The organism is Marinibactrum halimedae, from assembly GCF_021234875.1.
Lineage (GTDB): Bacteria > Pseudomonadota > Gammaproteobacteria > Pseudomonadales > Cellvibrionaceae > Marinibactrum > Marinibactrum halimedae.
On the sequence record NZ_JAJQVM010000047.1, the window covers coordinates 1 to 16,798 of the forward strand.

Annotated in this window: 6 protein-coding genes; 4 read left to right on the forward strand and 2 right to left on the reverse strand. The window is 46.1% G+C overall.

Going from position 1 to position 16,798, the window contains the following annotated elements; all coding sequences use genetic code 11:
• The coding region (locus LU351_RS18910; protein WP_232595665.1) for a fibronectin type III domain-containing protein at window positions 1-7,744 on the reverse strand (7,744 nt) is incomplete at its 3' end.
• Between the two features lie 457 nt (window positions 7,745-8,201).
• On the opposite strand from LU351_RS18910, the gene LU351_RS18915 reads away from it, so the two are divergent.
• From LU351_RS18915 to LU351_RS18930, 4 genes are all read left to right on the forward strand, one after another.
• Window positions 8,202-9,482, forward strand: coding sequence for a methyltransferase (locus tag LU351_RS18915; protein WP_232595666.1), 1,281 nt, complete (start codon window positions 8,202-8,204; stop codon window positions 9,480-9,482).
• A gap of 245 nt (window positions 9,483-9,727) precedes the next feature.
• Complete coding sequence (locus LU351_RS18920; protein WP_232595667.1) at window positions 9,728-10,219, forward strand: hypothetical protein; 492 nt, start codon at window positions 9,728-9,730, stop codon at window positions 10,217-10,219.
• Window positions 10,220-10,523: 304 nt separating this feature from the next.
• Window positions 10,524-12,212, forward strand: a complete 1,689-nt coding sequence (locus tag LU351_RS18925) for an alkaline phosphatase D family protein (protein WP_232595668.1) — start codon at window positions 10,524-10,526, stop codon at window positions 12,210-12,212.
• Between the two features lie 642 nt (window positions 12,213-12,854).
• On the forward strand, window positions 12,855-15,029 hold the full coding sequence (locus LU351_RS18930) for a M14 family metallopeptidase (protein WP_232595669.1): 2,175 nt from the start codon (window positions 12,855-12,857) through the stop codon (window positions 15,027-15,029).
• Between the two features lie 120 nt (window positions 15,030-15,149).
• On the opposite strand, the gene LU351_RS18935 is transcribed toward LU351_RS18930, so the two are convergent.
• Window positions 15,150-16,790 carry a hypothetical protein gene (locus LU351_RS18935; RefSeq protein ID WP_232595670.1) on the reverse strand — a complete coding sequence of 547 codons (1,641 nt, stop codon included), beginning with the start codon at window positions 16,788-16,790 and terminating at the stop codon, window positions 15,150-15,152.
• Window positions 16,791-16,798 lie beyond the last annotated feature (8 nt).

Sequence of the window (16,798 nt, forward strand, 5' to 3'; positions counted from 1 at the left end):
CTCGGCGGGTGGCCATATCGCTGTCGAAGGGGTTTTCCCCCAACTGCGCGATATCCAGCTCCGCCCAATTCCCCTGGCGTGGTTTGCCGAAGGGGTCGAAGTGACGACGGGCCGTGACTTGGCCGTTGTCATCCGTGAGGGTAGTGGCGCTGCCCAGACGATCACGCAAGGTAAAGCGCAGCTTATATTGGTTATCCGCCCCTTGGCTGACAATGGCCACATCACCAATAAACGCCTTCCAAGCCGTGCCTTGGGCGGAGCGTTCGAGCTGGTAATGCTTGCCCACATAGGTTGTGGTGGTGGTTTCCCCTGCCACGGTGCGAACTTGCTGATACCGCGCCAAGTCTGGCCCGTAAGCAAAGGTGAGCGTGGCGCCGTTTTTGTTAATGCGTGTGGGCTTGTTGTGAACGTTGTAGGTGATTTCCTGCACGCCATTGCGATTGATACGATTGCCTTTGCGGTCGTACCCGTAAGTCTCTCGGGAACCATCGGCTAACTGCACCGCCGTTACCGCATTGGGGCCAGCACCGTTGCTGCGGGCGTATTCGTAATTGCTCGCGTAGTCCGACTTCTGAGTAATATTACCCACCGCGTCGTAACGCAATTCCATGCGGGTAGTGTCTCCATCTGCCAGTAACTGGGCACTGCTTAACCGATGCAGACGATCGTACACAAAGGTCTCTTGGGCATTCACTTCCCCAGAAGCAACACCTAAAGCACCCGTCCACTCACTGCGGTTGTACTGCACCAATAGGTTACCGTAACTGTCGTGGTCGGTGGCCGGGTATAGCCAGTGGTGCACGTCCACATTGCCGCGAGACACACGGGTTTCCAGCATCTGCCCATGGCCGCTGTAATGCCCCTCGCCGGTGAGGGCAAAGCCGCTTTGGTAAGCCGCCCCTAAACCGTACAGAGTGGCCATGCCACGAGCGTCTTGCTCGGTCACTTCGCGATAGATGTAATCGCTGGCAGCGTTTTTCTCGGTGGTGAGATAGCCAAGGTCGTTGTATTCGTAGGCCACCTGCAAACCGTTGGGGTAGACCATGGCTAAGGGGTGCCCAGTGTTTTGAGCAAACTGATGTCGCGTCGTGAAGGTGTCACCACCGATCTCAGTGTGTTCAGCCACCATACGGCCTGCAAAATCGTATTCGTATCGATAACGCACGCCGCTTTCAGATTGGGCCGTCATCAACCCTGGGCGCTGGGTATCCCACTCAAAAGTGGCCACCGAGCCAGCACTGTTGCGACGGGTTAATCGGCCTAACGTATCGTAATCGTAGTGAATCACTTGGCCATTGGCATCTTGCTCTCGCTCAGGTTCACCAAAACGGTTGTAAACAAAATTAGTCCGGCCCTGGTTAGGGTCATTCACCCAACGCTTGCGGCTGAGGTTGTCGTAATCGGCCCTTATGACATTGCCCTGGGCGTCTTCAATGGCGATGACGTTACCGTTAGCGTCGTAGGCATAACGCGTACGGCCACCTTCCGCATCCACAGTGCTGATCAGTTGATCGCGGCTGTTGTAGGTGCGCTGTACTTCGATGTTGTGGCCGACGTCTGCAGTGACCGCTGCAGAGGTGGTTAAACCGTTGTAGGTGTAGCGAATCGAGAGACGACCATTGGTTTGCTCAGTCACTTTCTGACCCACACGCCCCAGAGCATCGTAGTCACTGTGAGTCGTGGTAAGACGGTCAAACACACTGTAATAAGCGTTGGTCTGTTGGGATTGGTGGCCACGGGCAGTGTAAGTCACATCTTGATAAATCGGCGACCCATCAAACCCCTCTACCACGGTACGCAGTACTCGGCCCAAGGCATCCACGTATTCTTTTACGGAGGGTGCCCCCTGCTGGAAAGTCTGGCGGAGGTAACGCGCATAAGGCGGTGCATCAGTATCTACCGAGGCATCTACCTTCAAGAAGCGAACCCGCTGATAGGCTTCTCCATCGGTGATCACCGTGAAGGGTTTTTCCAACGGGTCAAAGTACTGGGCGGTACTCACCCCGGCGGGTGACGTGGTGGTTTCCACTCTGCCATGGTGCGGGTTAGAGGTGGTATGGGTGACTAACGTTCGTCCTCCTACTGGCGTAGCCGTTTCCAATACAAAGTAACCGTCATTCGCGGCATTGTGGCCATCTTTGCTGTAGGTGTAACGAGTGCTGCGAGTTTGCGCAGATGCATTACCGCTGTCATTCAGCACATTCCCCCGCTCATCCACGCGAGTAGGTAAGCCAAAGGCATTAAAGTGAGTCGTTGTAGTGGTGCTCTCACCATCGTTAGCGGCGCTGGCTGTACCACCGCGAACAGTGACAATACGCGGCACACGATGGGTTGTGTCCCACTCATCCACTAAGGTGGTCACAACTTTATCAATATTGCTGCCACCCATGGCCGGCACCTGACCACTGCGATAACCCACTTTACGGTTGGTCACGGTTTGGCTGGCGTAGCGGTGGGGCCATTGGTCATTGGCTGGCGTGAAGTCGGCTTCATTTATCGCAACGTAAGTGCCCACTGCATCAAGTGTGGTACTGGTCACTCGGGCCACATTACCGTACTGATCTACATCACCATTATTAATGGTTCGCACCGTACGACTCACAGACTCATGGCTGTGTAAATCAAAGGTTTCGCTGTCGGCCCGAGTATCAAATACCTTCACTAAGCCCTGGCTACCCCAAACTTGACGGTGAGCGTCATTCACCACCCAGAGATGACTCGCCGTCGACAACGGCTCACCGCTGGGAAATTCCCCTTGCGTGTAGGTCTCTATTTGCTCGACGCGTCCGGTGAACGGGAATTTTTGATGGAAACGGGTTTGGGTGACTAAGCCGTCGGCATCATCAAACACGCGAATGGTCCGGAAGCCTGCAAACCCACGACCTTGGTTGTTGTACACCGCACCTTCGTATTGATAACGAGTGCGGTTGTTGCCCCCCACACCGTTACTGACTCGCATTTCATGCACCACTTGCATGCTGGAACTGAAGTGGATATGGGCGTTGTCGTCCACATAACCAGGGTCGGTGCGATATAAATTGGGCACCTGTTGAGAATTAAGGGGAAGGTGATCCCACTCATAGCGAATGCCCGCACCGTTATCGATGGCCTTCACAGCATCTACCGCTTCATAATCCGCAAAAGTCGGGCTGGATACTTCGGTACTGCCGTAGTTACGGTTGATATAAACGCCTTCTTTTAACCCTGAAAGCGGGCTACCCACTGAGGGCGAGTTCATTCGACAATTCGAATTTGCACACCCATAAGTGAAGACCATGTCAGTCAATCCGTTGCCAAAAGCATCTAATGTGAAAGTATTATTCGCCCCACCATAAAGGTTTGTATTTTCTTCACGAGCTGAAAAATTACCATGCGCATCTTCTTGAAAATGCAAAGCACGATATTGATAAATATTGTGATCTGCGTAGTTTGGAATCGACTCTTCGTAAACCCGAGCACCTTTTGTAACTTGATAGGTGCCATGAAGCTCTGAACCACAAAACCAGCGATGCTGATTTCGCTCTAGCAACGTATGACACCCTTCTACCTCGATACGACCAGGGACTAACAATTCAACCCGGCCATCACCGTCTATATCCATTTGCTGAATGGCATCCACAAAACGCGGCACACGAACTTCAGAGTATGTCTCACCAAAAATATCACCGTTTAAAATAACAGCTTTAGTCGAAAGAGAAACGCCTAGAGACTGTAATTCACCAAACCTCCCCTCACCCTGATTTATCGCCAAATACAATTGGCCATCTGTAGTCGATTTCCAGCCAATCCAATCCGCTAGACCATCTCCATTCACATCAATAAACGAGGAATAAGCGGATACAGGAGAGTGTTCAACAAAATCCAATGGCACCGCTTGTAAGCTAATATTACCTGCGGCATCCACCTTAGTTAGATGAATAACATCCGCCACCATAATCGTTTCTACATGAAAATTAGGCTTACTAAGTTGTATAAAATCGGGTAAGCCATTGCCATCCATATCCCCAGTTGGCTGTAACTCATTCTGGAAAAGGCACGGACCAAAACCATCAGGCAATCCACACCCTGCACCCTCAAAGGGGTAAGTAAAAATTTGACGGCCACCTTGAGCAATATACGGATTAGCGTTATTTTGAGTGTGAAGATACACATGAACGGTAGGTCGACGATTGTTGTTGCGGTGGACAATAATATCCAACCAACCATCGCCGTTGTAATCATTGACCGCGAACAAGAAATCCTGGGAGTAACGAACAGCTTCATTGTCGACAATAGCATCCAAAGGAACATCTGTCCGACCACTCCAACTGGTGCGGGAGGCGTCTGCTGAGGTATAACCGATTTGCAACATCCCATTTTGCACTCGCCAACTGTCGGTACGACCATCTTGGTTAAAATCACCCTCAACACAGCGCCTACGATTCCCATGTAAAGAGTAGACACAATTTTTCAAGGTAAAATTGTTCGGTGTGCTCTGTCCTTCAGCAGAGATAAAACGCCCTGGCCAATCACTCACACCATCGCCGTTGCGATCCCCTTGAGGGAGGTGTCTTATCAATGCTGCCGACGGCCCTGGGTGTAATTCATTCCCTTGGTTGTCAGTGAGTAACTCCAATTGATAGCGGGGTGCTTGATCTTGCCACTCGACATTGGTGTATTCCGTGCACTGCTGATTCGGGCCGTTATAACCACAAGTGCGAATGGAAGACAATAACGAACGACCACTGGCTTCACTGCGGGTATAACGCAAACCGTAACCGCGAACCTGGGTACCGTTGTAAAAAGTTCGAATACTGTACAAACGAGAGCGTCGTTGCTGCACCTTACCAAAACGCACTCCATGTAAAGTATCACTGCGACTTTGGTACAAAAATTCTACCGAGCGATCACCTCGGGTAGCGCCCGTGCCCGTATAATGAATGCGCTTTAAACGCACTTCTTGGGTTTGCCCGACGCGCTCATAGTCATAATGCACCACATTTTGGGCATTTGAGCTTTCCCACTGGCGCAGGTAGAAGTTCAAACCATCATCAAAATTATGATTACTGCTGTGGCCAAAACGACGGATATGGCCATTAGGGTAAGTTGCCGTAAACTCTCGATGGCCACCAGTCGTGGACGAACGAACAATCACTTCCTGATCATGCTCCAAACGGAAGGTACCATCGTTGCGATTACCGGACACCAGCATCAAACGCTGCCCATCTAAGCACCATTTTTGATGATCTCGGTTATGGCCCATACCATCTTGTGCATAGGTGGATGAACAGGCACCAATGGCCGAAGTTGCACTTAACGACCAGCCCACACCGGCAATGCCATTCCCCCCCTTACTGGAGTAATTCAATGCCACGGTGGGCTCAAAACCATTGCGCCCCGGGGGTAATTGAATAGGAATCAAATAAGTGGCCGTACCACCATTAGTGGCACCCGAACCGGGTAATGGGCCGTTATAGTCATTGAAAGGAACATCTTGATGGGAAAAAACGGGTTCAGGCACAGCACCACCGATGTGTGCCCATTCCGGGCGAGCCATCACGGTGACTCTTTGCATTGGAGATAACGCCGAACACGCCCAATTGAATTGGTTACAAACACGAACTGCAAAATCCCACCCTCCTCCAACGAGGCCTCGGGCTTGAAAATGTACCTGACCATCACGGCCTGGAATATTCTCAATGTCAAAACGCTCAACAATAGTCCATTCTGAGCTAATGGCTTGACGACCATAGAGTAAAAAATAAGGGCGCGTTTTTGATGAGACTCTCAAATTAGTGGAATACAAATAATTCAACGTTCCCTGATTTTCAGTTGGGAGCTGAAAATCACTTGGGAGTGCCAAAGGATTACGCACAGTGGCACGCTCACCCGCTGCGGAGAAAGCCGAGCAGGACCACGCCGTTTTACACGCGCGCACACGAAATAACACTGAGCCATCACTCAATGCCACACTGGTCGCTGACGCTTGATTTAAGTGACTCTGAGCATTCGGCAACACCCAATGAGATTCTTGGGGCGGCACATCCACCTGGGTGTATTGCAATTGGTAATACACGCCACTTTCGACAACGCCTCCCCCCCACTCGACGGAAAGACTTCCCGTTGCGGTGAGATCATAACGGGGCTTACTTGGGACACCCGGAATTCGGCGTACCTCCATAGAGGGAGAAGATAAGAAATCACTGCACGCTTCAAAACTCCCTTCCACGTTGCAAGCCCGCACCCGGAACTCATACGAGCCATCATTCAAACCCGCAACATTGAACTCATTGCTAACGGTATTGCCAAGGTCTACCCAAGACCCAGCACCATTGGTTCGTCGAAATACTTCATAATGATCAAAGTGGTTGTTCGCCACCGCAGACCATTTTAGGGTGACGTTGTCAGAAGTATTCGTACGAGGAAATTCACGAAAACCGGTAGGCTTAGGCGCTCTGGTTGCAACGGTGACATTGTCTGAGTGACGATACGCCCCACAGGAGTTGAATGTCGATTCTAAATTACATGCCCGGATTCTCAGTTGATACGTCCCATCAGACGGCACCAGAACAGACTGTGAACGAGCGTCCGCATTGCTGGAGCCAGCACCAATCCATTGGGTACTGTTGGTATTTCGGTAAAACACTTGGTAGCTATCGACACGTCCGCTAGTGACTTCCCAAGAAGCAGTAAAATTACGTGACGCAGACGTGTCTCCGGCCTTTAAAGAAGGGGGCACACCTGGGGTAATGGCCACAATACTGTTTGAAGACTCTCGAAACCCTGAGCATTGGGTAAATGACCCAACCTGATTACAGGCTCGCACTCGGAATTGATAAGTGCCATCCGTTGAATTGTTAATCGAATGCTGTGTATCGGAGCCAGAATCAATTGTTGTCCAATTACCGTTATTGCGCCGTTGCTGCAAGGTATAACCCGTAACCCTGCCATTAGGCTTTGACCAAGAAGTTGTATACTTTCCATCAGCGTCTGTCGCTGGAATACCGTTTATGCTTGCAGGAACAGAAGGAGGAACTGCCACCGTTAAGAGATTAGAATTAAGAAATGCACCGCAAAAAGAATAGTTGGCCGTACAAGCACGTACTCGATACCAAGCCGCATGATTTCCCTGATCACTGATCGTCAGCGACTGATTTTTCCCACTGTAAAGAGATTCCCAATTCCCACCTTCACGCCGACGCTGTACTTGAAATGCATCCGCGCCAAACGATGCCTCCCCCCAACGCAATACAAAGTTATTATTATTGTCTGCAAATTGATTAGCATGGGACAGATTCTGATAGCTAACATTACCCGGTTTATCAATGTGAAGGATAGAGCGAACAGTATGGGAGCCAATAGATTTATTCTCATACCCAAAGTCAAAATTACACTCAAAAGGGTTGTAACAGGTACGTATTCGCCACACTACATCGTAGCGATACTCGCCTGTTTTATCGACAACGACATTAATATTACGGGAAGAAGAATTGGGTGTTAATCGGCGTACAAACTCCCCATTAAAGTACTCTCTAATATGAGCCACACCTTCAAAATGATCCTGAGCGGGAAGGTTGTAATCAGAAGGTACGCGCCCCCAAGAAATCGTATAATTACCCGTTATACTTTCAGCAGGCCCAGAAACACCATGGGTTCCCGCAATACTTAAACTACTAAAAAACAGTAAAAAAAGAAGACAAAAAAACAAAAAAGAGAAAATACACAGTTCATCGACATTTCGATTCTCTTGAACGCAACCACTCATCCTTAACAACACCCCAAAAAAGACCAAAAACTATTCACTCGAGACGCTCTTCGGCGTACCTTTATGTATTCAAACGGCAATAATGCAAAAATGACAATCAACCACACCAAAGTATGGAAATTAACCTGCTCATTTTAAAAAAAAGATTTCACTTAAGAATTAAGATACTAAAAGCTACCAAATAGAGGAGTCCAGATTCACCCGAACCCGAACAAATAACAAACACATTAGAATTAAGAGGGCGAAATTATATCCAAACCAACAACAAATAGAAATAAATAAAATCGCTTTATTTATTCAACTCAATGCGCCTGATTTATTCCCCCCTTTAACAACAGGCACCACCCACTTCAAAGACTTCTTAAGAGAAGTAATGACAGAGAAAAAGACATAGAAAATCGCTATTTTTATAACTTTTATTTACAATACTTAAGAAATCTTAGAAAAGCCAAGCCCCATGAACACACCCACTTTAGAAAGCCACTTTTTATCCCTCACCCACTACTTACAAAATTTTTCTTATTTATGGAAACCAGTCCCTTTTTATCACCTTATAGAAAATCAACCCTTATCATGGGCAGAAAACAACCCTGACTTAACTGATTTTTTAAAAGCGCTATCCAACAGTGACATTCAACACCTTACCAACGACAGTAATCATTTAAGAAACGCTCTCCATAAATTCATTCCTGGGTTAGCCGCCATAAACGAAACGATTCAATTATTAGAAAACCCTCTCCCTGTACCTCATACCCACTTTACACCGGACAAATTCAGCCACACTCATATCCCTGGCCGAAAATGGGAACAAACGCTAGCGTTTAGCCAGTCATTGCCTGAAGTGGATTCCCCTATTTTAGATTGGTGTTCGGGCAAAGGACATTTAGCTGGGCTGTTATTTCAGCGGTTTCAACAACCCGTGCAATGCTTGGAGTACGATGAAATTTTATGTCGGCAAGGCAATGAATTAGCAGAAAAAAAACAACAGTCGCTGGAATTTATTCATCATGATGTGATGAATCCCCTGCCCGATAACGTGAATGCCAATGCTTCGTTTTATACCGCACTTCATGCTTGTGGTGATTTGCATCGTCAGGCAGTGGAAACGTGTATTCACCATCACGCACCGGGCATTGCCTTTTCCCCTTGCTGTTTTCATAAAATTAACACGGATTTTTATCGGCCTTTTAGTCAATTAGCCAAAGACAGTTTTTCACCATCAAACTCTGCCCCTTTTTGGTTAACACGAAAAGATTTGCATCTTGCGGTACAACAAACGGTGACGGCTGGAAAGCGAGAAAAAATCGCTCGCCGACGTGAAAAAGTGTATCGTTTTGCTTTACGACAATGGTGTCATCAACAAAGCATACCAGAAAGAGAGGAAAATACACTTTGTCAAAAAAAGATGAGCAAAAAATTATTTAATCAATCTTTTCCAGAATTTATCGCTTCTATTTTTCAAAACGAAACTACCCTACTCGATTTAAATGCACGCCTTCATAACAATAACCCTCAATTGTGGCCTTCGGCACTTCGTGAAGGTGTAAGAAATTATCGATGGAATGAGCGGGCTGAACTGGTTCGAAAATGTTTTTCTCGCCCACTGGAGGCTTGGTTAATTTTAGATCGGGCGCTACGCCTGGAAGAAGCCGGATTGAATGTTTCCGTCGGTACATTTTGTCGTTATCAAGCGACACCTCGTAATTTCATGATTATGGCGATGCAAGCAGGAAAATAGTAGAAGTAATTTTTTTTATATCGCCAAAATCATCCAAAAATGGCACGTAAAGAAACAAATATACTAAACTTTTCGGAAATTCTCTCCAGCATCTAACGATAAGGCTTAGTAAACCCTATACTCACAGAGTCTCATAAAGCTGTTTAATGCACAGCACAGGACATAATAATAAGTTTATAGACTCTCTCGCGATTAAAAGCGTTCTATAACGCCTCAAAATGGTAAATCATTGAAGGAACAAACCTATGGCTAAATACTGTCGATGCCACACCTGTAGCAACTCCCCGGCACAACCCAATGACATGGCCTCTAACAACCCAGAAAACGTGCTTGGCCCCCTTGTTCAATTGGGCCCTAATGACATTCTGGTACATTGGAGTTCACGACAATTTACACGAATGATGTCCACAGAAATTGCCCATATCGACAGACGTGGTGTTAACCCGGAGCCAGTCTGCTGTAGTTTTTATCTTTACCGAAATTCACAAGGCCCCAATCAACGCCCACCACAATTACGCCTATTGGGGCTTGGGGGCGATTATCGCTATGTGATTGATAATTCCGTAATGCGCACCCCTGATGCCAGTATTTACATGAAAAGCAACGGAATGAATATTAATGGACCAACAGAAGTTGTGGTGGTGGTTGGCTGTGGAGGTTATATTTCCTTCCCAAATCAACCGGCAAATACCGGCCTGCCCGGTGTGACCTCTGATGGCATTAACCGGCAGGAATAATAATTTTACTTTCTTGATTGTTAACTCAGTAAAGTAACACTTAATTTTTCCTTTTTTGACCTTATTGATGCCCCCTCATCAATAAGGTCATTTCTTATTCTCTTCACAAACTTCTGCTCATGCCTTCACATAAAACAAAAATCATTTAAGCGTCACAGAAGATTCACACACGCCCGTTACGGTATCGCTGGCAAGTTTTATCTATTGATTTGCACTGTGCAAGTCGCTCAAAAAGCATCGCTTATAAATGCATCAATTGAGCTAACCATAGCCTGATTATTCGATACCAAATTTGGGGGTTCTTATGGCTTTTACACGCCGCTTATTTTCAAAGTCTGCCGTCGCACTGGGGGCAGCAGCGAGCACAACTGCATCCATGAGTCATGCACGAGGGTTTTTTCCTTGGAAAAAGAAAGACCTTATTGCCTTCAACCATGGTGTGGCCAGCGGTGATCCGCTTCAAGATCGTGTCATTTTATGGACTCGGATTACCCTTGCAGACGATATTCCGTCTTACATAAAAGTGCCCGTTCGTTACCGTGTTGCCAAAGACCCTCACTTTAGACGTGTTGTATGCCGTGGTTATACCTTCACCAAACAGTCCCAAGACTTTACCGTTAAAATAGACCCAAACGGTTTACAGCCCAATACCACTTACTATTATCAATTTGAATGCTTTGGTAATTGCTCACCCATTGGCCGTACCAAAACCTTACCCAAAGGGCATGTGGACCAACTGAAATTGGCCACCGTTTCTTGCTCTAATTACCCTTATGGTTATTTCAACGTTTATGGCATGATCGCTCAGCGGGACGACCTGGATGCTGTACTGCATCTAGGGGATTATATTTACGAATACGCCAACGGCGAATATGGAGACGGAACAGAGAAAGACCGCATTCCCGAGCCCAACCGAGAAATTGTCTCGCTCGAAGATTATCGTCAGCGTTATGCGCAATACCGCACTGACCCCAATTTACAGGAAGCCCATCGTCAACACCCTTTTATTACAGTATGGGATGATCATGAATCCACCAATGATTCCTGGACTGGTGGCGCTGAAAACCACAATCCTGAACTGGGAGAAGGCGATTGGGGCGAGCGTAAATCTGCTTCGGTTCGTGCCTATTATGAATGGATGCCCATACGCCTGACGGATAAAAATGATCCATCACGCATTTACCGCCGCTTTCAATTTGGCGACCTGATGGACTTAATTATGCTAGACACTCGCCTGTACGGTCGAGATCAACAAATTGATAATATCGACGATGCCAACGATGAGTCACGCACGCTGCTGGGGGAAGCTCAGTTTAACTGGTTTACCGATCAGCTTTCCGATTCGCACCAACAAGGGAATCGTTGGCGCTTAGTAGGGCAGCAAGTCATGATGGGGCAATTTCAAATCGGTGGCGCACCGTTTAATTTTGACCAGTGGGATGGTTACGCAGCAGAACGAGGCAGAATTTTTGATTACTTAAGCGGCAACGGTATTGATAACACCGCTATTTTAACCGGCGACATTCATACCTCATGGGGTATGGACTTGACCCGCGATCCATACAATAGCGATACCTATAACGCCGAAACTGGAGAAGGCTCAGTCGCCGTAGAATTTGTGACGCCTGCGGTGAGTTCTCCCGGTGTTGAAGACCCAGTCCAAGCGGAGCAAACCGCACAATTATTACTGGCAACGAATCCGCACATGAAATTTGTGGAATTATTCCGTCGTGGATATGTGGTACTGGATATCACACACGAGCGTTTACAAGGTCATTGGTTCCATGCAGAAACCATTGATGAGGAGAATAATTACAATCAAACCCTTGCAATGAGCCTTCAAACGGTGAGCGGTGAAAATCGTCTTACGCCAATCGATATGTCAGAAAACATGCCGCCAAACAACCAATCGACGAGCATTTCACCTTCATCACTTGCACCCGATATTAACATGCCTTTTTCAGAAAAAGAGTGGTTATCTTCAGAGCTGTAATGGAATAAAGTGATCATACTCGCCATTATAAAATCTCCAACTTAAAAATCCCTCTATGTTCTTTATGAGAAAAAGGCTTCATAGAAAACATAGAGGCTCTACAAGACGCCAATTCAATTTCAAGTACACCAAGCTATCAAATAGCACACCAAACTATCAAAACAAGACACACCCATTCCCCGCAAGATGAACCATGTTATGTAAACACCCAAAAACGTGTACTATTTACCCACCAATACAGTGCACTGTTTTAAATAGGCCCCTAACTTAGCGCAGCCTTTATTTTAATTCAGACTGTCCATTAAATTTTCATTCATTAAAAATGTCGCCAAAAAGCCTTTCTTTTTAAGGTGAAAAATCAATCAAAGACAATAGATAAAATTTCACACCACTTCCAGTCTAACCCTTTGCCTATTTAAAACGTATACCAATAAAAATAAATATAGGCACACCTATTGCAGATTCAACGAAGCCAATTTTCTTCGTGCACCATATTTAATCACTCATGTGATTACCACTAAGAAATATTGGTCCTGCAACTTTGTTTTTTGACTCCCATTTGAATTACCAAGCGTTAACAGGAGCCTAAATCAAAGTCATTTGATGAAAACATTGACACCCCTTCACAAAATGGGCCTTTACATGAAAACAAAAAAAATTCTGCCATATTCTGTTGCCCTGGCAATGAGCATTACTGCGAGTTCTTTAGTTGCCGAGCCTACGGAATTGACGAAAAAAGCACAGCTACTCGCCAATATCGAAGCGGAGCTTGAGGTCACCAATATTTACAACGCCTATTTTCCTGATGTACATACCGCGCGCCAAGCGGCCAAAAGTTTCCATAACAACATAATGGAAACCCATTATAATAAAGGTTATTTAGTCTTAGAATTAACCGAAGAAGAAAAAGAAAAGCTAAAGCCATTTGGCTTCACATTTACCACAGCTTCCGAATTTATTAAAAAACGCGACGCTATTTTAACGGAAATACGCACTCTTGCCAGAACGGCTTCAGACGACGTTTCCATTGCAAGCATTCCAGGTTATTCCTGTTATGAAACCGTAGAAGAAACTTATGACGAAGCAGAAGCGATTGTAAGAAATAATCCCTCACTTGCTGAATGGATTGACGTGGGTGACTCTTGGGAAAAAACCACCAATCGTGGCGGTTACGATATTTATGTATTAAAGCTAACAAATCAAAATATCGGTGGCGACAAACCCAAGCTATTTATTAACAGTGCCATCCATGCACGTGAATACACCACCGCACCGTTAAATTTGGCCTTCGCTAATTGGCTTGTTGATGGTTATGGTACTAATGCGGATGCCACATGGATATTGGATCATCATGAAGTACACCTGATGCTACAAGCCAACCCAGACGCTCGCAAACAAGCCGAAACAGGCATCTCCTGGCGCAAAAACGCAAACCAAAATTACTGCGGTAGCACCAGTAATCGACGAGGGGCCGACTTAAACCGTAACTTTAGCTTTACGTGGAATATTACCAATGGACAAGGCTCCAGCGGAAGTCAATGCAATGATACGTACCGAGGACCAAGCCCCGGCTCCGAACCCGAAACACAAGCTATCGAACGCTATGCAAGAAGCTTATGGCCGGACTCACGTGGTCCGAATCAAAATGATGCAGCTCCGCGAACCACAAGCGGTATCCATATTGATATTCACAGTTACAGTGAGTTGGTTCTTTGGCCATGGGGGTCAACCCGAAGTCAGGCACCAAATGGCTCTGACTTACAATCTCTAGGAAGAAAATTCGCGTTTTTCAATGGTTACTCGCCAGAACAATCCATCGGCCTCTATGCCACCGATGGTACTTCGGATGCGGTGAGTTATGGTGAATTAGGTGTCGCTGCTTATACTTTTGAATTAGGCACCGCCTTTTTCCAACGCTGTAGTACCTATACAAACACCATTTTACCGGACAACCTTGAAGCACTAATTTATGCCGCCAAAGTGGTTAGAACGCCTTACATTACCTCTAGTGGCCCAGATATTACATCACTAAGGCTTGATGCGGATATTGTTCAAGCAGGAACATCAGTTGATCTTTCTATTCGTACCAGTGATGCACGCTTTAATAACAGTAACGGGCGTGAACCCACCCAAGATATCTCCGCAGTGGAGTACTACATCGATATCCCACCTTGGCAAAGTGGGGCAGTGGCTAACCCATTGACCAGCGATGATGGCTCATTTAATGAAGTCACTGAAGATGCCAGTGCAGTAATTAATACCTCGGGCTTGAGTGAAGGGCAGCACATGATCTATGTGCGAGCCCAAGACGAGACAGGCACCTGGGGAACTGTTTCGGCTGAGTTTTTGACCATCAGTGGTGACACGCCTCCCCCACCACCACCGCCTCCTCCAACCGATTGTATCGAGCTAGAAGATGTTAGCCCTTACAGCAACACCAACACAGGGAGCTATGTTTCAGACGGGTGCACCATTGAACTCAGCGGCAACATCTGGCGAGCCACGAATGAGACCTTCACTATTTCTGAAGATACCGTACTGACCTTTGATTTTTCCGCCAATGGCACGGGTGAAATTCATGGTATCGGTTTAAGCCAAAGTAACACAGCCTCATCAAACCGAACCTTTAATTTAATCGGTTCACAAAATTACGGTATTGATGACTTCCGTTACGGCGGGTCAGGTACTGAAACCATTAGCATCCCTGTGGGAGAGTACTTTACTGGTTCCGGTTATCGTTTAATCCTTATCAATGACAAAGATAGCGGCACAGAAAATAACGAAACCACCATTAGTAATGTTTTCCTAACAGACTAAATCCAACAAACTGACAGCCTCTTATAACAGACGAGTCACTTGTATCAACTGGCGGTACTTTATAAGCACGCTTTATAAACAGTATCGCCAGTTTTTATATTAAAAATGAGGAAATGCCATTTAAATTTCCGTACTGCTTGAGCTTTTCAAATAGCCAATTAAATCGTGTGCCACTGGCATAAAAACCCGATCATAAATATCTTCTACATCCAAGGGATAAAAAACTTCATGGACGTCATAGCGTGACTTTCCAGATAGGTAAAATAAGTGCATCATTTTATAATCGACAACCTCACTGATATTGGACGCCGTCATAGGACAATTAAAAATCGCTTCCTCCACTACGCGACGCCTGAGTATTTGATCAACCTCTGGGTTATCCCTTCGTAAATCATCCAACACCTGAAGCATCAACATATCGTATAAATCACCCGCCCCCATACTCCAATGAGTAGACGGTTTTTCTCTGGTGGACAACGTTGCCAATGAGAATGCTTCAGCCGGGTTGACACCTAAGCCTGTTAACAATTTATCTAAGGTCTTGTCTTTTTGAATACTGGCAGAATAGCTAAAGGAAATTTTTTCAAGAAAAATAGGTTTATTCACTTTTTCAAAATTTGGATGACCTTCTTGATAAGGATGCACTTCAGGTAAAGAAAAGGCCTGAATGGAACTGTCTAAGGTACTTACCAATGCTTCAAACACCGCTTTTTCAGACTCGGATAAAAAAGCATTTCCCTTTTTCAGATAATAGGCCAGTAACAATTCTTCACGTAGTGCTTGATATTGCTCTGGGGCATGTTGCTTTAACCTAAGATAGCTGCCTAACGATGTCGCACTTCCCATCGCCAGGTTGGACAATAATAACTCGGCACCAAAAGCATGATTTGCCAAACGGCGTTTTCCACCCCGAATTAAAGGCTGATCATCCCACTTTAAAAATTCAAAACGAGGTGAGCCTCCCTCACCCTCTATGATAGATAGCATTTTTTCCAAATGCGTTTCATGCAAAGCCTCGGCTTGAGGGCCGCGTGCAATATTATCACCAAAAACGCCAATCCATTGGGCATTGGTTCCCCAGATAGGGCGAGCATTATGAGTACCATGGCACTCTGCGCAACTGGGATCATTACGTGTCAAAGTGGGTGAAGGCGGATCAAAATCAAACACAGAGAATTCCCATTGCCCTGTATCCGTATGTAACTGAGCAACATCCAATTTGTTATACATCGGGTCATCCGGCTTAGTGCCAATATTCAATAAAAAGCGTCCATCAGCACCAAAAACAACAATACGAGGAAATTCTAAGTTTGACTCACCCGTAGCTCGCGTGTGTTCCACTAACGAAAAATTAGTACGGTAATGTATCGGGAAATGGGTTAACAAGTCTTCAATCGCGGTAATATTGTTCTCTTCTATAAACGCTTGAATCCCTTCGATGGTCATTTCAATATAGGGGGCACTTTCTACTTTGGCGCGAGAAGCAGCTCTTGCATCTAACATAGGATCTAAATAGTCAATGGCGACTACAGTATCCAATGGCGATTGCGCACACTGAGAGAAGTTATGTTCAATACCACCCGTTGCGGTAATTTTCTTTTCCGCAGTGAACACCTGGTTTCGATAACTCTCCGATGGAGCCGGGAGAGCCTGCGTCTTCCGATTAACCATATCTTCTGTTGAAGACTCGCAACCCAACAGAAGGAACCCTGATAGAGAAATAACGGCGACATCATTAAAAAATGATGAAACTTTTTTCATATCGATAC

Bases quoted from the DNA above. Each gene is read 5' to 3' on its own strand.
- LU351_RS18920 (WP_232595667.1), top strand. From the start codon at position 9,728: ATGGCTAAATACTGTCGATGCCACACCTGTAGCAACTCCCCGGCACAA.
- LU351_RS18930 (WP_232595669.1), top strand. From the start codon at position 12,855: ATGAAAACAAAAAAAATTCTGCCATATTCTGTTGCCCTGGCAATGAGC.
- LU351_RS18935 (WP_232595670.1), bottom strand. From the start codon at position 16,790: ATGAAAAAAGTTTCATCATTTTTTAATGATGTCGCCGTTATTTCTCTA.
- LU351_RS18915 (WP_232595666.1), top strand. From the start codon at position 8,202: ATGAACACACCCACTTTAGAAAGCCACTTTTTATCCCTCACCCACTAC.
- LU351_RS18925 (WP_232595668.1), top strand. From the start codon at position 10,524: ATGGCTTTTACACGCCGCTTATTTTCAAAGTCTGCCGTCGCACTGGGG.